We start from the raw sequence: 17930 nt of genomic DNA, 5'->3' as shown, positions 1-17930 counted from the left end.
TCGGGACAATGAGGAAGCTATGTTACTAATACTGCGTACGATTATCGTGGTGATTTATTCAATCCTGGTGTGTGTGTTTGGTTGTATCTGGTGTCTGTTTTCACCGCGCAATCCACGCCATGTCGCCACTTTTGGTCATCTGTTCGGCAAATTGTCGACAGTGTTTGGCGTTAAGGTAGAGTTAAGAAGGCCGCCGGGCGCGGATAAGTACGGTAATGCGATTTACATCGCGAACCACCAGAACAACTACGACATGATCACTGCCGCTAAAATCGTGCAGCCTACCACGGTGACGGTCGGTAAAAAGACGCTGTTGTGGGTGCCGTTTTTTGGGCTGCTCTACTGGTTGGCCGGTAACTTGCTGATCGATCGTGATAATCGCTCTAAAGCGCATGGCACCATCGGTGAGTTAGTGGATCAGTTCAACAAAAAGCGTATCTCGTTCTGGATGTTCCCGGAAGGAACCCGCAGCCGTGGACGCGGCCTGCTGCCGTTTAAAACGGGCGCATTTCATGCCGCCGTTGCAGCGGGTGTGCCAATCATCCCGATTGTGGTGTCTAACACGCATGGAAAGATTAACCTAAACCGCCTGAAAAACGGTTTAGTGATCGTTGAAATGCTGGAGCCGGTGGATATAAAGCAGTTTGAGGCCACATCGGTACGTAAACTGGCTACGCATTGTCGTGAATTGATGGCGGCGAAGCTGGAAGAGCTTAACGCCGAAGTCGAAGAACGCGAAAAAAACGGTAAAATCTGACCGGCGAGTTCATCGCCGACTATCCTGCAGGGATGCCTACGGCAGCGGACTCTTTTGTCGCTGCCGTAAACGCAGCACAGCAAATACAGCAATAAAAACAGGGTTGGCGTTTGAACGCCACGCGTAAAAGGTCAGAAGTTTTATGTCTTTCAGCAGACGTCAGTTCATCCAGCTTTCTGCTGGAGTGGCGCTTAGCGCCAGTGCCATACCTCATGCGGCTCGTGCCGCCTCAAATCCCAGTGGTGAAACGCCGCTTCCGATTCCGCCGTTGTTTGAATCACGTCGCGGCCAACCGCTGTTTCTGACTTTACAGCGCAGCCATTGGTCATTTAGCGGCGACAATAATAAAGTCCCGGTGTGGGGCCTGAACGGCATGTATCTTGGGCCGACAGTGCGCGTCTACAGCGGTGATGATGTCAAACTCATCTACAGCAACCGTCTTAATGAACCGGTTTCAATGACCGTTAGCGGCTTGCTCTTGCCGGGGGCGCTGATGGGCGGCGCACCGCGCATGATGTCGGCGGGTGCTGACTGGGCACCGGTATTGCCGATTCGTCAGGGCGCATCAACGTGCTGGTATCACGCCAATACGCCAAACCGTATGGCACCGCACATCTATAACGGCCTGGCGGGAATGTGGTTGATTGAAGATGACGTCAGCAAGCAGTTACCGTTACCAAACCATTATGGCGTCGACGATTTCCCTATCATCATTCAAGACAAGCGGCTCGATAACTTTGCTACGCCGGTGTATGACCCGCCGCAAGATGGCGGTTTTCTTGGCGATACGCTGTTGGTTAATGGTGTGCGCAATCCGTTTGTTGAAGTGTCACGCGGCTGGGTGCGTTTACGCTTGCTGAACGCCTCGAATGCCCGTCGCTATGAAATGAGCCTGAGCGACAATCGTCCCTTTACCGTGATCGCTAGCGATCAAGGTTTTTTGCCCGCGCCGGTTGCCGTGCAGCGGCTAACCTTGGCACCAGGCGAACGCCGAGAAGTGCTGGTGGATATGTCGCAGGGCGATGAAGTCTCCATTACCGCCGGTACAGCAGCAAGCATCATGGATCGTCTGCGCGGCTTCTTTGAGCCTTCATCCATTTTGACCTCAACGCTGATTTTGACGCTGCGTCCAACCGGCTTACTGCCGCTGGTGACAGACACGTTACCGATGCGGTTACTGCCGGATCAGATCCTTGATGGCGTTGCATCACGTACGCGTGAATTCCGCCTCGGCGATAGCATGCCGGGTATTAATGGCGCTATGTGGGATATGAATCGCATTGACACCACGACACAGCAAGGCACGTTTGAGCGCTGGATCGTGCGAGCCGATCGTCCGCAAGCACTGCATATTCAGGGTGTGATGTTCCTGATTAAAAGTGTGAACGGTGCGCAACCGATGGGCGAGGATCGCGGCTGGAAAGATACGGTTTGGGTGGATGGTGATGTGGAGTTGTTAGTGAGTTTCCCGCAAAGTTCGTCCGATCATTTCCCTTTTGTTTACTACAGTCAAACGCTGGAGTTAGCCGATCGCGGTACAGCGGGGCAGTTGGTGGTGAACCCAACGAATTGATGTTGAAGGTACGCGCTGAGTTCTGAGCGCGCTGTCCCCCATCCCAGCCTTCCCCCGCGAAGCGGGGGAAGGAGACGCTGCCATATGCAGGTACTGAGTCGGCATAGGGCAGCATCTTCCTCCCCCATGTATGGGGGAGGATTGAGGTGGGGGACAAACGACCTCGCACTTAAGAGGATTGAGGTGGGGGACAAACGACCTCGCAATTCAGAGAATTGAGGTGGGGGACAAACAACCTCGCACTCAATCAGCCGTTAAAGGTCTCAGGATTCGGCCCTAAACGGTTGCCGCTGTCCAGTTTGGCAATCTCACTCACTTCATGTTTATCCAGACGGAAATCAAACACCTTGAAGTTTTCCTCAATGCGTTCTGGTGTGACGGATTTCGGAATCACCACCAAACCGCTGTCGAGATGCCAGCGAATCACAATCTGGGCGGCTGTTTTACCGTACTTTTTCGCCAGCTCTTTAATGATCGCCTGATCAAATACGCCTTCACCGCCCTGCGCCAGCGGGCTCCAGGATTCAGTCTGAATCTGATGCATTGCATTCCAGGCATGCAGCGTGCGCTGTTGCAGCATAGGATGCAGCTCAATCTGATTCACCACTGGCGTCACACCGGTTTCATCCAATAGACGTTTTAAATGTGCTTCATGGAAATTACAGACGCCGATGCTTTTGGCCAGGCCTTGTTGCTGTAGTTCGATCATCTTTTTCCAGGCATCAACATAATGATCTTTTTCTGGGCACGGCCAATGCATCAAATAGAGATCAACCTTGTCTAGTTTGAGTTTTTCCAGACTGGTTTCCAGGGCTTGTTGCACGTTCTGTTGATCGTCATTCCACAGTTTGGTCGTAACAAAAATATCTTCGCGCGCCACGTCAGTTTCCTGCAAGGCCTGCCTGATCGCTTCCTCATTTTTGTAAGCCGCGGCGGTATCGATGGAGCGATAGCCGACATCCAGCGCTTTCAGCACCGCTTTGCGCGCATCTTCAATGCTCGCCTGCCACACGCCAAGTCCCAGTTGCGGCATCATGTTGCCATCGTGCAGTTTGATAATGGGTTGGTCTGCCATACTTGCTCCTTTATGTTGCAGTTAACCTGTGACTTTCAATGTGTTTAAGTCTAGCCAACAATTTTGAGGCTGCTTTTCAGCATGGTAGGCAAACGGCGCTTTTGCACTGCCTGATCCTGTTAGCTTCTTGCCTGATTCTCCATTTTGCTGGCGATTCAGGCACGCGCACGGCAGACTGGTCGTTTTATATATCCAGGAGTGTTTATGGCGCACGACGCTCTTTGTCATCGCCTGGCGCAGCAGGTGGTGGCGTTAATGACCCACGACCACGCCCGCTTGTGTCCGGTTGAAAATGTCTCGCTGATCTATGCCAATCAATATCGTCCGCGTACGCCGATGATGTATCAGCCAGGTATCGTCATTCTGTTTCAGGGCAGCAAAACCGGCTATCTCGGTAGCACGGTCTTCCAATATGACGCGACAAAATATTTGATGCTGACCGTGCCGTTACCGGTGGAGTGTGAAACCTGGGCCTCACCTGAGCAGCCTATCGCGGGCCTGTGTCTGAACGTGGATACCGCCAGCCTGCAGGATCTGCTGATTGAGATTGGTGATGACGAAGCCTTTCAGCCACAACCACAAACGTCGGGTATTCATTCAGCCTGGCTGACAGAGCCGATGCTGTGCGCCGCAGAACGTCTGTTGGATGTCATGCTCCAGCCGCGTGACGCCCGCGTGCTCGGGCCGCAAATTGTGCGTGAGATTATCTATTACGTGCTGACGGGGCCGATCGGCGGTGCGCTGCTGTCACTGGTGAGCCGCCAAACGCAGTTCAGCCAGATAGCCCGTGCGCTGCGCCGCATTGAAAATCATTTTGCTGATAATCTCAGCGTGGATACGCTCGCGGCGGAAGTTAACATGAGCGTGTCAGCGTTTCATCACAACTTTAAAGCTGTGACGCAAACCTCACCGCTGCAATACCTCAAGCGCTATCGACTGCATCAGGCGCGATTATTAATGTTGCATGAAGGGATGAAAGCGAGCGTGGCGGCGGTGCGAGTTGGCTACGAAAGCCCATCGCAATTTTCGCGGGAGTTTAAACGCTATTTTGGCGTGACGCCGGGAGAAGAGGTGAATCGCGTGCGTCAGACGGTGGCAGAGCCATCTGCCTGACGCACGTGGTCTGGTCAGGCTTTGCTTTGCCGACGCTTTTTCCAAATAATCGCGATGCTGCCAGCCAGTCCAAGAAACAGCAACACCATCGGCAGCACCATTAAAATCGCCATCACCTGATCTTCATGGCGTTTGATGAAAGGCACCTGACTGATACCATAACCAAACGCCACCACAATGCCCACCCACAGCGCGCCGCTCAGCCAGTTAAACAGCTGGAAACGGCCATTCTGCAAGCCTGAAATGCCCGCCATGGTGGGCAAAATGGTGCGCACAAAGGCGAGAAAGCGGCCTACCAGCAGCGCCATCAAACCGTGACGATTAAACATATTCCAGGCGCGCTGGTGATACTGTGCCGGTAAATGCATCAGCCAGCCTTTCACTATTTTGGTATTGCCTAGCCAACGCCCCTGCAAATAACTGAGCCAACAGCCGAGGCTGGCGGCGGTGGTCAAAATCACCATGGTGGGAATAAAATCCATCACGCCTTTAGCGACCATCGCACCCGCCAGCAGCAGCAAGCTGTCGCCGGGAAGAAACGAAGCGGGTAACAGACCATTTTCTAAAAACAGCGTCAAAAACATCACGCCGTAAACTACCCACACCACGTCTGGATTAGCCAGCGCAGCAAAGTCCTGATGCCAGAGCGCGTGGACAATCTCGTGTAATACACCCATTAGCTTTCCCATCAAGTCACAAGGATTCTATACCCGTCATATTTTAAGCGGCGGCGCGTTGACCATGCTGACTCGCAGCTGAGTCAATTCCTGTGGCTAACAACCTTGCCGCTCTACTGCGCTCAAACTATTCAGGATATATTTTAACAGTTAGCCAGCAGCGACCTGTTGATCTCTGCGGGTTGCCGTCGCACGGTTTACGTTTTGTTGATATTCGTTAGCGCGCCAGACGCGCAAAGCCCGCCGCAAGGTCGGCAAGCAAATCATCGACATGTTCTAAACCAATATGCAGACGCACCAGCGTGCCGTCGAAATCAACGCCACCCGCCGGGCGAATAGCGGCCAGCTCTTCTGGCTGGTTCGCCAGAATCAGCGATTCATAGCCGCCCCACGAGTACGCCATGCTGAAGTGATGAAAATGATCGAGATAGTGCGCCAGCTGCTCGTGGCTTAATTTTTCTTTCAGCACGAACGAAAACAGCCCGCTGCTGCCGGTGAAGTCACGTTGCCAAAATTCATGGCCTTTACACTGTGGCAACGCCGGATGATTAACGCGTGCCACTTCAGGGCGCGCCGCCAACCATTCAGCAACCTGCATGCCGCTCTCTTCATGCTGACGCAGACGAGTGCCCAGCGTGCGTAAACCCCGGCTCGCCATATAAGCGGTGTCGGCATCGACCATCTGGCCCATCAAATAGGAATTTTCACGCAGTTGATCCCAGCAGCGCGCGTTAGCCACTGCGGTGCCGATCATCGCGTCGCTGTGACCAATTAAATACTTGGTGCCTGCCTGAATAGAAATATCTACGCCGTGCGCCAGTGCGTTAAACAAGATGCCTGCGGCCCAGGTGTTATCAATCATGATAATCGCGTCAGGGGCTTTAGCGCGTACTGCCGCCACGATGGCGGGTACATCCTGCACTTCTAAGGTGATTGAGGCGGGAGATTCAAGAAACACCACGCGGGTATTCGGCTGCACTAACGCGCCGATTTCGCTGCCAATGCAGTGATCAAAATAGGTGGTGGAAACCTGAAGTTTGCTTAGAATTTTATCGCAGAAGTCTTGGGTCGGCTCATACACCGCGCCGCTCATCAAAATATGATCGCCAGCTTCAACAAACGCCAAAATCGCGTTCGACACGGCTGCTGCACCACAAGGATAAAGCACGCAGCCTGCGGCGCCTTCCAGTTCTGTCATCGCGTCTTGCAGCGCGAAATGCGTCAGCGTGCCGCGACGACCATAAAAAAGTTCGCCTTTGGCGCGCCCTGCGGTGGCCTGTTTTTTTTCCGCTACGGTGTCAAAAACTAATGAAGAAGCACGTTGAATGACGCTGTTTACCGAGCCTTGGGTATAACGCTTGCTGCGTCCTGCGCTAACGAGCGTGGTATCAATCTTTTTGGTGGTCATTTTTCTCTACCTTGCCGCTTCCAACAAAGGCTTCACGTTAACATGAAACCGGTGGCAGGGTTGACTCTGAATAATGATTATCAGAGCACGGCGCAGTAAAAAACGGGCCTGTTCAGCCCGTTTTTTTCCCTGCTACATCACACCCATTATTCGGGGTAACCAGAGCGAAATGGCCGGAATATAGGTTATCAGCATCAAGACAATAAACAGCATGCCGTAGAACGGCAGCATCGCCCCGACAACTTGCTCAATCTTCTGTTTACTCACCGCGCTGGCAACGAATAAAACCGTCCCTACCGGCGGTGTAATCAAACCAATGCCAAGGTTGGTTAGCATGATCATACCAAAATGCACCGGATCGATGCCTAACGCGGTTGCCACTGGCAGCAGCACCGGTGTCAGAATAAGAATCAGCGGTGCCATATCCATCAGTGTGCCAACCACTAACAGCAGCACGTTGATGCACATCAGGATCACGTACTTATTACTGGAAAAACTGGTAAAGGCTTCGGTGATGAGGGTTGGCAACTGCATAAAGGTCATTATCGCACCAAACCCAGCGGCAAACGCGATCAGCACCATTACAATGGTCACGGTTTTGATGGTGCGAAACAGCAGAATATGCAGCTGATTCCATTTAAAATCGCGATAGATGAACATGGTGACGAAGAACGCCCAGACACAAGCAATGGCTGCTGATTCAGAGGCGGTGAATATGCCAGAGAGAATCCCGCCCATAATGATGATGACGGTAAACAAGCCCCAAAATGCATCGAAGAAAATCTTCAGCGCCTGACGAAACGGAATTCGCTCACCTTTTGGATAACCACGTTTCCGCGCAAAGCCGAGGCACATCACCATCAAACAGCCGCCCAGCATCAATCCTGGTAAAATACCCGCCACAAACAGAGATGAAATGGTGACCATGCCGCCCGTTGCCAGCGAATAAATCACCGAGTTGTGGCTCGGCGGTGTTAACACCGCCTGCACCGAACCGCTGGCGGTCACGGCGGCGGCGAAATCACGCGGATAGCCTTTCTCTTCCATCTGCGGAATCATCACTGAACCAATCGAGGCGGTATCCGCCACCGAGGAACCTGAGATTGCACCAAAGAAAGTTGAGGCGACAATATTCACCAGCGACAAGCCGCCGCGAATGAAGCCGACGAAGATATAGGCAAAATTCACCAGCCGTCGCGCAATGCCGCCTTCAGCCATGATCGCGCCGGCCAGAATGAAGAACGGAATAGTCAGCAGGGAAAACTTGTTGATGCCGTTGGTAATTTGAATCACCACCGCTTCTAGCGGCAGATCAATCCACCAGGCGCCAATAAAGGCGCTCAGGCCGACAGCAAACGCCACCGGAAAACCCAGCATCAGCAGCACCAGCAAACTGCCAATCAAAATCAGTGCGTCCATTTTTCTGCTCCTGTTAGTGGGTGCCGCCCAAAGTAACTATGGGTCGCTGACTTTGGTCGCCATTCAGCAACCGCTCAACAACAAACAGCAGGGTAAAGATGGCGCCAATCGGTATCGGTAAATACATCTCGCCGTAGGTCACCAGCGGCAGCGAGGCGAGCGGCTGAATCCACATCGCTTCACACAGGTTGTAGCTGGCCTGGAAGATCACCAGACAGGTGATAATCATCAACAGATCACAGACGCGCAGCATCAGGCGTTGCGTATTTGGTGACAGGCGATCGGTGACCATCGACACGCAAATATGTGTACCCGCTCGCAGTCCAACCGGCGCGCCGATAAAGGTAAAAATGATCATACAGATGATGGCCACCGGTTCTGGCCAGGCCAGCGCGCCGTTCATCACGTAGCGGGCAAAAATCCCGATCGGAATCACCGTCACCATAATCAATAGCGCGACCGCGGCGATCAGCATGCACAGCAGATAAACCCCATCCATCAGACGAGAATATGCAGTCATAATTGATACCTGATTGAGCACGCCACATGGCAATGTGGCGCGGGAAGGGTTATTTCACGTCGGCGATCTGCGTCATCAGACTCTGGTATTTGCCGCCAAACTGATCGCGTACCGGTTGAGTCGCTTTAACAAAATAGTCCCGATTGGTTTGCTGGAAGGTCACACCGCCCGCTTTCATCTTGGCGATCGACTGGTCGGTGTAGGTGGCCCAAAGTTGGCGCTCTTCATCCTGCGCCTCTTTACCGAGCTTCTTCAGCAGCACCTGATCTTCAGGCTTCATGCGATCCCAGGCGCGTTTTGAAAACAGGATCATCTCGGGTTGAATAAAGTGTCCACTCAGCGTGTAGTACTTGGCGACCGGCATGTAGTTGTGGGCGACAAACGTCGGTGGGTTGTTCTCCGTGCCATCAACCACACCGGTTTGCATCGCACTAAAGACTTCACTCACGCCCATTGCCACCGGATTTGCGCCCATCGCTTTCAACGTTGCGAGCGAAATCGCACTATTTTGCACACGGATCTTCATGCCTTTTAGGTCTTCTGGTTTCGCCAGCGGCTTTTTAGTGATCATGTTACGCTCACCGGCATCGGTCCAGCCGAGAAACACCATGCGGGTATTGGGATCCTGATCGAACTTCTCGACGATCTCTTTGCCCACATCGCCATCCAGTACTTTGTGCATATGATCGACATCGCGGAAAATATAGGGCAGCGTTAACACGCTGGTTTCTGGTGCGATGGTGGTCACGGGTGCCAGCGACACGCGGATCATATCGATCGCACCCAGTTGAACCTGCTGCAGCGCTTGATCTTCATCGCCGAGAACGCCGCCCGCATAGATTTTCATCTCCAGCCGGCCGTTGGTTGCTGTTTTGAGCTTCTCGCCCATGCTTTGCAGCGCCACTACCGTTGGATAACCGGCGGGTTGAACTTCCGCCACCTTCAATACCTGTGCCGAAGCCGCAGCGCTGAATAATATCGCTGCGGCAGAAAGGGGCACAGCAAGGCGTGTTTTCATCGTTGTCATTCTTTTTCTCCAGCATGGGAAGGGCAGTAAAGGAACGGCGCATAGGTATTAGCCAGCAGGGTGGCCGCTTGGCATCAGCATTCATGAAAATGTGGTACGGCGAAACAAAGCAATAACGATTGGATGAATAAGATCACATTTTGAAACGATGTTTTAATAAATTTATATGCACCGTCACAATTTCAAAACATCCTTATAAATTGTCGAGGATCCAATCAGATTGCGTTTAAAAAACGCATCTTTGGTTTGTAAATAGTAATGAGAACTACTATCAATTCGCTGGTTTTTTGCTATTATTCGCGCTTGTTCCGTATCCGTGCACATGAGTTGGAGAAGCAGCGTGGTAGCCAGTGATTTGATGCAAACGGACCTCTCCGTTTGGGGCATGTATCAACATGCCGATATCGTGGTAAAAGTGGTGATGATTGGCCTGTTGTTGGCTTCAGTCGTGACGTGGGCCCTCTTTTTCGGCAAATTTGCTGAACTGACATCGGCCAAACGACGCCTGAAACGCGAACAATTAGCGCTGGGCGAAGCCCGCAACCTCAATGACGCCACACGTGCTGCCCAGCAGTTCACCGACAACAGCCACAGCGCTGTACTGCTGAACGATGCGCGTAACGAGCTTGAGCTTTCTGCCGGTGCTGAAGACACCAACGGCATTAAAGATCGTACCAGCTTCCGCCTTGAGCGCCGTGTTGCGGCCTTTAGCCGTCACGCCGGTCGCGGTAATGGTTTTCTGGCTACCATCGGTTCGGTCTCGCCTTTTATCGGGTTGTTCGGCACTGTTTGGGGCATCATGAACAGCTTTATCGGCATCGCTAAAACCCAGACCACTAACCTGGCTGTGGTTGCGCCGGGCATCGCAGAAGCGTTACTGGCAACGGCAATTGGCCTGATCGCAGCGATTCCTGCGGTGGTGATCTACAACGTTTTCGCTCGCATGATCGCCAGCTACAAAGCGTCGCTGGGCGACGTTGCTGCGCAGGTTTTGCTGCTGCAAAGCCGTGACATCGATCTGGGTAACGTCGCTTCTCAACCTGAAGCAGCGCGTCCTGCGACAGCGCAAAAACTGCGTTTAGGATAAGTTCTCATGGCAATGCGATTAAACGACGACCTCGACACTGATGGCGAAATGCATGAAATCAACGTAACGCCGTTTATCGACGTGATGTTAGTTCTGCTCATCATCTTTATGGTGGCAGCGCCGCTGGCGACCGTAGATGTACGCGTTAATCTGCCTGCTTCCACCAGTACGCCGCAGCCACGTCCTGAGAAACCGGTTTACCTCTCGATCAAGGCCGATAAGCAGTTATATATCGGTAACGAGCAGGTCAATGCCGAGACGCTGGTCAACGTGTTGAATAACCAAACGGAAGGCAATAAAGAAACCACGATTTTCTTCCAGGCGGATAAATCGGTCGATTACGAAACCCTGATGGGCGTGATGGATAAATTGCGAACCGCAGGTTATCTCAAGATTGGTTTGATGGGGATGGAAACGGTACAGAAGTAACGTTCCTCTCAACGACGCTTTTTAAACAGAAAGGCAGCTGAATGCAGATTCAGCTGCCTTTTTTGTTTCAGGTAAAAGGCTTACAGCATAAACAGTAAAAAATCAGCGCCTGTGAAGGTGGTTATCCTCTTGGTGCTGATATGTTGATTATTTGTTACTTTTGCACATAGTTTTGTAAAGTGAAATGGTGAGGCTGCTCACATCATTCGCGCGGTTCGCGGGGTAAAACTGAAAAAAAACCTCAGGAAGCCGTTATGAGCCGCAGTCAATCTTTACAAAAGTCGTCGCGAGGCACAGCCAAAACTATCTTTAGCGTTACCAGCGGTAACTTTCTCGAAATGTACGATTTCATGGTGTTTGGCTATTACGCCAGCGCCATTGCCAAAACCTTTTTTCCCGGCGACAACCCTTTTGCCTCATTGATGCTGACGCTAATGACCTTCGGCGCGGGATTCCTGATGCGTCCGCTGGGCGCGATCATTTTAGGTGCTTACATCGACCATCATGGACGGCGTAAAGGACTGCTGCTGACGTTGGGTCTAATGGCGATCGGTACGCTGACCATTGCGCTGGTGCCCGGCTACGCCACATTAGGCGCGGCGGCGCCGATTCTGATCTTGCTGGGGCGGCTGTTGCAGGGCTTCTCGGCGGGCGTTGAGTTAGGCGGTGTATCGGTTTATCTGGCTGAAGTTGCGCCAAAAGGGCGTAAAGGCTTTTTTGTCAGTTGGCAATCGGGTAGCCAACAGGTCGCGGTGATTTTTGCGGCGCTGCTGGGTTTACTGCTTAATCATCTGTTAGCAAAAGAGGCGGTCACCGAATGGGGCTGGCGCATTCCCTTCGTGGTTGGCTGTTTGATTGTGCCGTTTCTGTTTTATATTCGTCGCACGCTGGAAGAAACCGAAGCCTTTAGCCAGCGTAAACACCATCCGAGCATGAAGGAAATCATGCGTTCGGTCGCCAGTAATTGGGCGCTGGTGTTAGCCGGTATGTTGATGGTAGTGACCACCACTGTGATGTTCTACATGATTACCGCCTTCACCCCCACTTTTGGCAAAACCGTGTTGATGATGAGCGATAAGCAGAGCTTTCTGGTGACGCTGTTCGTCGGGATTTCCAACCTGATTTGGCTGCCGCTGATGGGCGCGCTGTCGGATCGTGTAGGGCGTCGTCCGCTGATGATTATTTTTACCCTGCTGATGATCGTTACCACCTGGCCGGTACTGCACTGGCTGGTGGGATCGGCCAGCTTCGCCCATTTGTTAGAAGCGGAACTGTGGCTCTCGTTCCTGTACGCCAGCTATAACGGTGCGATGGTGGTTTATCTGGCTGAAATCATGCCTGCTGAAGTCCGTGCAGCGGGCTTTTCACTGGCCTACAGTCTTGCAACAGCGCTGTTTGGTGGCTTTACGCCAGCAATCTCCAGCTATTTGATTCATGCCACTGGCGATAAAGCGATGCCGGGCATCTGGCTCACCTTTGCGGCAATATGCGGCTTGGTTGGCACGTTGCTGATTGGCCGGATGGTAAAACAGTATCAGGCGCGCCATAGCGGCGCGCCCATCAACGCTTAGAAAGTGAGATCGACGACCACGCTGTCAGTGTAATTTCCTGCTGGCGGCGTGTTCTGGCTGGTTAAGACGCGCGCGGTATAGTTAAAGCCGCGCGTTAATCCATCAGCGGTTACGCTGGTTGACGTGCTGCTGCTCCAGCGCTCCGTGCCGCTCGGCCCCCAGCGATTGCTGGTGGTGCCTTTATAAATCTCGTAGCTCAGACGATTGGTGCCGTTGGCCATATTCCTCACGTTTCCCGCTGCGTAGCTGCCATTACTCAATCCAACCGTGTAAGTGCTGCCTTTGCTGCAGAGCACATTAATGGTCTGCGATACGGCAGAAAAGCTGCCGACCAGCGGCGCGCTGCCAAAGCTGACATTGGGCGCGGTAATTGCAGTGCAGTCGTTAGTGAGAATGACGGTGACAGTGATGGGAATGACGCCGCTGCCGGTTTGCGGCGACAGGCAAATTCCCAGCAGGTTGACGCTGGTGCAGATGTTATAGGTCACCGCCATATTCAATGTCACCGTATAGGTTCCGGCTGCCACCGTTTGTCCGGCAACCGAGCGCAGATAGACCGGGATTGCGAAGTTCAGGCTACCGAGCAATCCAGCCAGATTCAGCAACGTTGTGGAGTTATAAACGTAGGCCGCGCCACCAATAACCAGCTCATTGGCACAGGCGCTGTCGGTACACAATCGCACCGGAATATTATCTGTACCGGTATCACCACTGCGCTTCAGCGTGCCGCGCGTGCCGTTCACATTGGTTGCCCCGGTTAATCGAAACGTGATCTGATTTCCGCCGAGCAGCGACAAGCCTGCACCTGCGCCACAGTTAACATTGGCGTTGGTTGAGGTTGAACTGACCGTGGTATTGGCGGCAAAGGTGGTGACGGTACCAAAGCTGGCGTTCGAGGCGGGAAGGCCGCACGCAGCCTGCGCCAGCGAAGGCAGTATCAGCAGCAATCCCAGCAGTAACACTATTTTTTTCATGGAATAATTCCTGAGGTCGCATTGTCAGGGTTGGCCACCGGCGTGCCAGCCGGCGCGGGAGGTAATCGGCAGGTTAGCGGGCCATAGGTTTTCAGCGCTTGCGGCTGCCCTTCGGGAATCAAGAGTTCGGTTTGGCAACTGCGGCCATCCGGGGTTTCGACACGAATTTTATTGGTGCTGGTTAATTCATCTATCCAGGCGATGCCGTCAAAACCGACATAACCGGTGGCCTGACCTGGGCGTAAAACCTGACTGGAAACGGGCAGTGGATTTCCGTCACTGTCATGCAGAATCACGCTGGCGGCACGTAACCGCTCAACAGGGAAATCGAGCAGAAAACCGCTCTGACGTTTCACGGCAAAGCGCTGTTCAACCTTTGGCGTGGTCATGTCGGCAGGCAAATCCAGGGTGTCGATATCATATTTGGCCGGATAATAACTGCTGATCGACGGCACCAGCAGATAGCCTTTTTTATCGGTGCGGCCCATTGATTGATTCTCGTAACGCACGTTGACGTCGGGGATGTTGGTTTTCACCACCACAAATGCATCATTAATGGTATTGGCGGCAAACATTTGGTTGTCCATTAACACCAGCGAACCGCTTAAATCAGCCCATTGCGTGGTGTTGTCATTGTCGCCATAGAAACCGGCTGAGGTATCAATTTTGTTATTGCGATAGCGCAGACTCCCCTGGCGGTAATCACCGCTGTTACCGCCCTGGTTCGCCCAGGACGCATCCCACGACATGCCGCCGTCGCTGGGCATGGCGCGTGACAGATAAACGCGCTGATTATTCTGCCCTTGCTGATCGCGCTCCATGCTCACTGAGGCGCTGCCATGTTCACCGAACGGAATAATTAGCGACACCGCACCGCTCCATTCACCTTGTTCCTGATCGCGGCTGGCAGAAACGTAGAGGCTTGAGTTGCCCCACAGCGTTTTGCTCCACGAAAGGTTCCATAAGCGCGTGCGTTCATTGTCACCACTGGCGATATCGATGTAAGCCGCGCCGAGGCTGCCATAGCGGTTTAGCGAAAGGCTGGCGTTGTACTGCGACGTCCGACGCGCCAGGCTGTAACTGATTTGATTGGTGGTGTTACTTTGGTTGCTCAGCAGCGCCAAATTACCAAAGTCGGCATTACGTATCGTGTGCTGCGTGCCGAGGCTAAACCAGCTGTTGTTGTATTGATAACCCCAACTGTATTGCGTGCCGGGTTTGCCCTGAAACTGACTTTGCGCCACCGCCCCGTTTACTACACCCCAACTGCGCACCTTGAACTGTGCACCTACGCCGCCCATCGCCAGGTTATCGCTGCCTTCTGCGTGGCTTTCCAGCGTCAACCAGTCAGTTAATCCGTAACGATACGATCCACTTGCCGCCGCTGCGCCGTAATCGAAATTACTGATACCGTAGTTTTCACGCACCGCACCCGCCGAAAAGGAGTAATCCGACAAACCCGATTTCAAGAGGTTGCTGGAGACATAAAACGGCAGGGTGGTGATCACCTGACGACCTACCGCATCGGTGGTGGTGATCACCGCATCACCTGCACCATTCACAAACGGCACGTTGGTCAATGACCACGGGCCAGGCTGTACATTGGCCTGGCTGGAGCGAGAACCATTCACAAACAGATCGACGGTGGACGGCACTGCAGCCTGCCCAGAAAAAGCGGGCAGCGGATAGGTGATCAGGTCTGGACGTACGCTGAAATCGCGGCCAATCTGCACCCCGCCAAGCCGCACACTGCTGCTCCACGCCAGCGCATCTGTGACTAAATCACCCGCCCGCCAACTCACGATGGCGTTTTCATTTTCATTGCTCCACCAGGTGTCGTAGCGGATATAGCCATCATCTTGATAGCTGTTGCTGCCCTCGATCTGCTGTTGCCAGACGCCATTACTGGAGAATTGCCCGGCGCTGCCAAAGAATCGCAGCTCATTCCAGGCGGAGAGGCGGGTGCCGGTTGTGTCGGTACGCGTTGCATAGAGGTCGTAATTCAGCAGCGCACCGCTACTGACCTGGCCAGGATAGCGCGGGCCATTGCGCGCTTCGCCAATCGTCTGGCCGGGAAGCCAGGCTGGCGGTACGCTGAGTAACAGGCGTTGGCGGCGATCGTCATATTCTACTTTCACTTCCGCCAGCTGGTTCACGTCTACCTGCTGCTGCCCCTGAAACTTTTCGGCAGGCAGCCCCGCACGCTGTAAATCGCCTGCACGCACGTAGAAATGGCCGTCACGCTGTTCAACGGGCACGATGTCGCCACGTTCTCGCTGATTCACGACCAGCTCGAGCATATATTGCTGACCGCTGGCGCTGGTGTTTAAGGTCGGCGGCGGCGGCAGCGACGAAAACGTCTCCGCCCGGAGCAAACCGGGTGTCAGGCAGAACAGGCCAGCCATAGCCAGCGTAAGAGGATGCGGCTTAAAATGCATGGTTGCGCACTTAACGGCTTTCAGTGCTGCGCCACTGACCCTTATTCATTTCTGCAGTCAGTACGCCGCTGACGGCACTTTTAAGCGGCCAGCGATTGCTGCTGTTCGCCAGCACATAACCAAACAAGCCGTTACCTAATTTACGTCCACCGATGTTGAGATTGCTGAGCCGTGCATGACCGTTGCCGCGATTGGTTAATTGCAGGTAGCGCTCGCCTCCGCTGTTCACCACTTGCCAGCTTAGGTCTGGATGTGTGTTGTCGCGGTTCACGCCATCGCCATAAACAAACAGCGGCACTGAATAGCGCATTTGAAAATTCAATCCTGCCTGATTATCTCCAGCGGAATGCGGCGTCGGAATTTCATCTAATACCACGCGGTACGCCATTTCTTTGCCCGCTGCAGGCGGTATCTGTTTTATCAAACGTACCAGCTGTTTCTGACCAGGTTCAATGCGCACCAGCGGTGGGCTGGCAGCCACCTGCTGCTGGGTTTGATACTGTTCCTTATTATCGGTTTGTTGCCAGGCAAAGATACGAACCTGCATCAGCGTGGTGGTATTACCGCGATTTTCCAGCCACAGTTCGCTGGCTTTATCCTCGGGATTAATCGCTGGATCGATCGGCCAAATCATCACTGAGTTGGCCGCCTGTGCGTGAGGGAGCAGCACCAGTGTGAGGAGAAAAAATAGGGCGCGCAGTAATCTCATGATAAAGCTCCTTAGTACTTTGCCTCACCAGGTCAACGTGACGGTGAGGGTGTCGGTATAAACCCCGGCGCGCGTCGGGCCGGGTAATTGCAGCAAGCCGTAAATCGGTAACGTTATGTTGTTGGCATTGCTATAGCTCAGCGGCACAGCTTGCCCTACCGGAATAGCATTGGTATGCGCCGCATTGGTGTAGAGGTAATAGGGCACAGTATTTGTATTGCTGGCGAGTTTCAGATTGCGGGTGGAGGTGTAATGACTGCCGCCGTTGAGGGTCATGCTTAGCGTTGTACCCGGCGTGCAGGCGAGGTTGATAGTGGAGCTTTGAACATAGCTGGCGCTCACGCTATTAGTCGCTACGCCAGATTGCGTACCAAAATTAAGCGTGCCGAATACACCGGTATTGGTACCGGAAATGACGCAGCCTGCCACTATTGAAGCGGAGACCTGAAAGGTCGTTGAACTGGTGGTGATACTCCACGCACCTGTACTCCACAGCAATAGCAGCAAACTCCATGCGATCGCAATGAATGACCGCTTTACTTCCACCTGAAAATACTCAAAACACGGCTCAGTAATTCACAGCCACATTAATTGTATCGGTGTAAGTACCTGCGGGAATAACCGGATTAAAGCCACCGCCAACCACCCGTCCATAAATGGCAAAGTTAGTGCCGAGTGTCGGATCGGTAGTGCCGCTGGGCGTAATGTCGGTGTTGTTAGCGATGGCGGTACTGAAGGCGGCGTCGCTGTACAGAGTGTAAGCGATACCTTGGGTATTATCGGTGCCAAGCAGCAGATAGCGCGGTGCAGCTGAAACCGTTCCATATACCGTTCCTGGCGCGGCATTGCTGCTGGTCACCTGAACATTAAAGGGTTGGTCTACAGTACAGCGCACAAAAATACCGTTACCCGCTGAACCGACCAGCGTGGCATTCAGCGTTTCAAAGGTTGCTGCGCTACTACCGAAATCTAACGTACCAAAGTTAACGCCCGTGGTGGCCGACTGACCATTCACTAAACAACCGGCGGTTAAGGTCAGCGTCGCGTTGATGGTCCCTGTGGTGGTGGCAGCAAATGTTAACGACGGAATTGCCGTGGTCATTGCCGCAGCAGCGAAGAGAAAAAGCTTGAGTTTCATAATCATTCCTTACTG

17 protein-coding genes are annotated in these 17930 nt (G+C 53.3%); 6 read left to right on the top strand and 11 right to left on the bottom strand.

Translation table 11 applies throughout. The features are described 5' to 3' along the window. Positions 1-19: 19 nt before the first annotated feature. Positions 20-757 carry a 1-acylglycerol-3-phosphate O-acyltransferase gene (locus ACF2G4_RS11475; protein ID WP_215845577.1) on the top strand — a complete coding sequence of 246 codons (738 nt, stop codon included), beginning with the start codon at positions 20-22 and terminating at the stop codon, positions 755-757. Between the two features lie 142 nt (positions 758-899). Next, positions 900-2330 (top strand): cell division protein FtsP, encoded by a 1431-nt coding sequence (gene ftsP / locus ACF2G4_RS11470; protein WP_409074852.1) that lies wholly within the window; start codon positions 900-902, stop codon positions 2328-2330. A 247-nt stretch (positions 2331-2577) separates the two neighbouring features. Here ftsP and dkgA read toward each other — a convergent pair whose 3' ends face one another. Then, positions 2578-3405, bottom strand: coding sequence for a 2,5-didehydrogluconate reductase DkgA (gene dkgA, locus ACF2G4_RS11465; protein WP_409074851.1), 828 nt, complete (start codon positions 3403-3405; stop codon positions 2578-2580). 204 nt (positions 3406-3609) lie between these two features. Between dkgA and ACF2G4_RS11460 the strand changes: the two genes are divergently transcribed. Further along, the gene (locus tag ACF2G4_RS11460; RefSeq protein ID WP_215845580.1) at positions 3610-4518 is read left to right on the top strand and encodes an AraC family transcriptional regulator; all 909 of its coding nucleotides are present in this window, start codon (positions 3610-3612) and stop codon (positions 4516-4518) included. A gap of 14 nt (positions 4519-4532) precedes the next feature. Here the strand turns inward: ACF2G4_RS11460 and ACF2G4_RS11455 are convergent, their stop codons facing one another. The 5 genes from ACF2G4_RS11455 to ACF2G4_RS11435 form a co-directional block, all read right to left on the bottom strand. Further along, positions 4533-5195, bottom strand: a complete 663-nt coding sequence (locus ACF2G4_RS11455) for a DedA family protein (RefSeq protein ID WP_215845581.1) — start codon at positions 5193-5195, stop codon at positions 4533-4535. A 217-nt stretch (positions 5196-5412) separates the two neighbouring features. Continuing rightward, positions 5413-6603, bottom strand: a complete 1191-nt coding sequence (gene metC / locus ACF2G4_RS11450; RefSeq protein WP_409074850.1) for a cystathionine beta-lyase — start codon at positions 6601-6603, stop codon at positions 5413-5415. A 132-nt stretch (positions 6604-6735) separates the two neighbouring features. Further along, complete coding sequence (locus ACF2G4_RS11445) at positions 6736-8022, bottom strand: TRAP transporter large permease (RefSeq protein ID WP_215845582.1); 1287 nt, start codon at positions 8020-8022, stop codon at positions 6736-6738. A gap of 13 nt (positions 8023-8035) precedes the next feature. After that, on the bottom strand, positions 8036-8542 hold the full coding sequence (locus ACF2G4_RS11440; RefSeq protein WP_215845583.1) for a TRAP transporter small permease: 507 nt from the start codon (positions 8540-8542) through the stop codon (positions 8036-8038). A 49-nt stretch (positions 8543-8591) separates the two neighbouring features. Next, on the bottom strand, positions 8592-9569 hold the full coding sequence (locus ACF2G4_RS11435) for a TRAP transporter substrate-binding protein (RefSeq protein ID WP_215845584.1): 978 nt from the start codon (positions 9567-9569) through the stop codon (positions 8592-8594). A gap of 358 nt (positions 9570-9927) precedes the next feature. Here ACF2G4_RS11435 and exbB point away from each other — a divergent pair, with 358 nt between their 5' ends. From exbB to ACF2G4_RS11420, 3 genes are all read left to right on the top strand, one after another. Further along, positions 9928-10656, top strand: a complete 729-nt coding sequence (gene exbB, locus ACF2G4_RS11430; RefSeq protein ID WP_215848216.1) for a tol-pal system-associated acyl-CoA thioesterase — start codon at positions 9928-9930, stop codon at positions 10654-10656. 6 nt (positions 10657-10662) lie between these two features. Continuing rightward, a complete protein-coding gene (exbD, locus tag ACF2G4_RS11425) occupies positions 10663-11085 on the top strand; it encodes a TonB system transport protein ExbD (protein ID WP_215845585.1) in 423 nt (140 codons plus the stop codon). Between the two features lie 254 nt (positions 11086-11339). Then, a complete protein-coding gene (locus tag ACF2G4_RS11420) occupies positions 11340-12656 on the top strand; it encodes an MFS transporter (protein WP_409074849.1) in 1317 nt (438 codons plus the stop codon). Here ACF2G4_RS11420 and ACF2G4_RS11415 read toward each other — a convergent pair. From ACF2G4_RS11415 to ACF2G4_RS11395, 5 genes are all read right to left on the bottom strand, one after another. Further along, a complete protein-coding gene (locus ACF2G4_RS11415) occupies positions 12653-13630 on the bottom strand; it encodes a spore coat protein U domain-containing protein (RefSeq protein ID WP_409074848.1) in 978 nt (325 codons plus the stop codon). The two genes, ACF2G4_RS11420 and ACF2G4_RS11415, sit on opposite strands and share 4 nt — an antisense overlap. Continuing rightward, positions 13627-16068 (bottom strand): fimbria/pilus outer membrane usher protein, encoded by a 2442-nt coding sequence (locus tag ACF2G4_RS11410; protein ID WP_409074847.1) that lies wholly within the window; start codon positions 16066-16068, stop codon positions 13627-13629. Before ACF2G4_RS11410 ends, ACF2G4_RS11415 begins: the two co-directional genes overlap by 4 nt. 10 nt (positions 16069-16078) lie before the next feature. Beyond that, complete coding sequence (locus tag ACF2G4_RS11405) at positions 16079-16777, bottom strand: molecular chaperone (RefSeq protein WP_215845589.1); 699 nt, start codon at positions 16775-16777, stop codon at positions 16079-16081. A 24-nt stretch (positions 16778-16801) separates the two neighbouring features. Then, the gene (locus ACF2G4_RS11400; RefSeq protein ID WP_252515352.1) at positions 16802-17284 is read right to left on the bottom strand and encodes a spore coat U domain-containing protein; all 483 of its coding nucleotides are present in this window, start codon (positions 17282-17284) and stop codon (positions 16802-16804) included. Between the two features lie 61 nt (positions 17285-17345). Beyond that, on the bottom strand, positions 17346-17915 hold the full coding sequence (locus ACF2G4_RS11395; protein ID WP_215845591.1) for a spore coat protein U domain-containing protein: 570 nt from the start codon (positions 17913-17915) through the stop codon (positions 17346-17348). Positions 17916-17930: the final 15 nt, after the last annotated feature.

The sequence above is a fragment of the Pantoea phytostimulans genome, assembly GCF_046118715.1.
Taxonomy (GTDB): Bacteria; Pseudomonadota; Gammaproteobacteria; order Enterobacterales; family Enterobacteriaceae; genus Pantoea; species Pantoea phytostimulans.
This window is presented reverse-complemented; position numbering and strand designations above follow the sequence as displayed.

Bases quoted from the DNA above. Each gene is read 5' to 3' on its own strand.
- ACF2G4_RS11415 (WP_409074848.1), bottom strand. From the start codon at position 13,630: ATGAAAAAAATAGTGTTACTGCTGGGATTGCTGCTGATACTGCCTTCG.
- ACF2G4_RS11405 (WP_215845589.1), bottom strand. From the start codon at position 16,777: ATGAGATTACTGCGCGCCCTATTTTTTCTCCTCACACTGGTGCTGCTC.
- ACF2G4_RS11420 (WP_409074849.1), top strand. From the start codon at position 11,340: ATGAGCCGCAGTCAATCTTTACAAAAGTCGTCGCGAGGCACAGCCAAA.
- exbD (WP_215845585.1), top strand. From the start codon at position 10,663: ATGGCAATGCGATTAAACGACGACCTCGACACTGATGGCGAAATGCAT.
- ftsP (WP_409074852.1), top strand. From the start codon at position 900: ATGTCTTTCAGCAGACGTCAGTTCATCCAGCTTTCTGCTGGAGTGGCG.
- ACF2G4_RS11435 (WP_215845584.1), bottom strand. From the start codon at position 9,569: ATGACAACGATGAAAACACGCCTTGCTGTGCCCCTTTCTGCCGCAGCG.
- ACF2G4_RS11460 (WP_215845580.1), top strand. From the start codon at position 3,610: ATGGCGCACGACGCTCTTTGTCATCGCCTGGCGCAGCAGGTGGTGGCG.
- ACF2G4_RS11395 (WP_215845591.1), bottom strand. From the start codon at position 17,915: ATGAAACTCAAGCTTTTTCTCTTCGCTGCTGCGGCAATGACCACGGCA.
- metC (WP_409074850.1), bottom strand. From the start codon at position 6,603: ATGACCACCAAAAAGATTGATACCACGCTCGTTAGCGCAGGACGCAGC.
- exbB (WP_215848216.1), top strand. From the start codon at position 9,928: ATGCAAACGGACCTCTCCGTTTGGGGCATGTATCAACATGCCGATATC.
- ACF2G4_RS11440 (WP_215845583.1), bottom strand. From the start codon at position 8,542: ATGACTGCATATTCTCGTCTGATGGATGGGGTTTATCTGCTGTGCATG.
- dkgA (WP_409074851.1), bottom strand. From the start codon at position 3,405: ATGGCAGACCAACCCATTATCAAACTGCACGATGGCAACATGATGCCG.
- ACF2G4_RS11410 (WP_409074847.1), bottom strand. From the start codon at position 16,068: ATGCATTTTAAGCCGCATCCTCTTACGCTGGCTATGGCTGGCCTGTTC.
- ACF2G4_RS11455 (WP_215845581.1), bottom strand. From the start codon at position 5,195: ATGGGTGTATTACACGAGATTGTCCACGCGCTCTGGCATCAGGACTTT.
- ACF2G4_RS11445 (WP_215845582.1), bottom strand. From the start codon at position 8,022: ATGGACGCACTGATTTTGATTGGCAGTTTGCTGGTGCTGCTGATGCTG.
- ACF2G4_RS11475 (WP_215845577.1), top strand. From the start codon at position 20: ATGTTACTAATACTGCGTACGATTATCGTGGTGATTTATTCAATCCTG.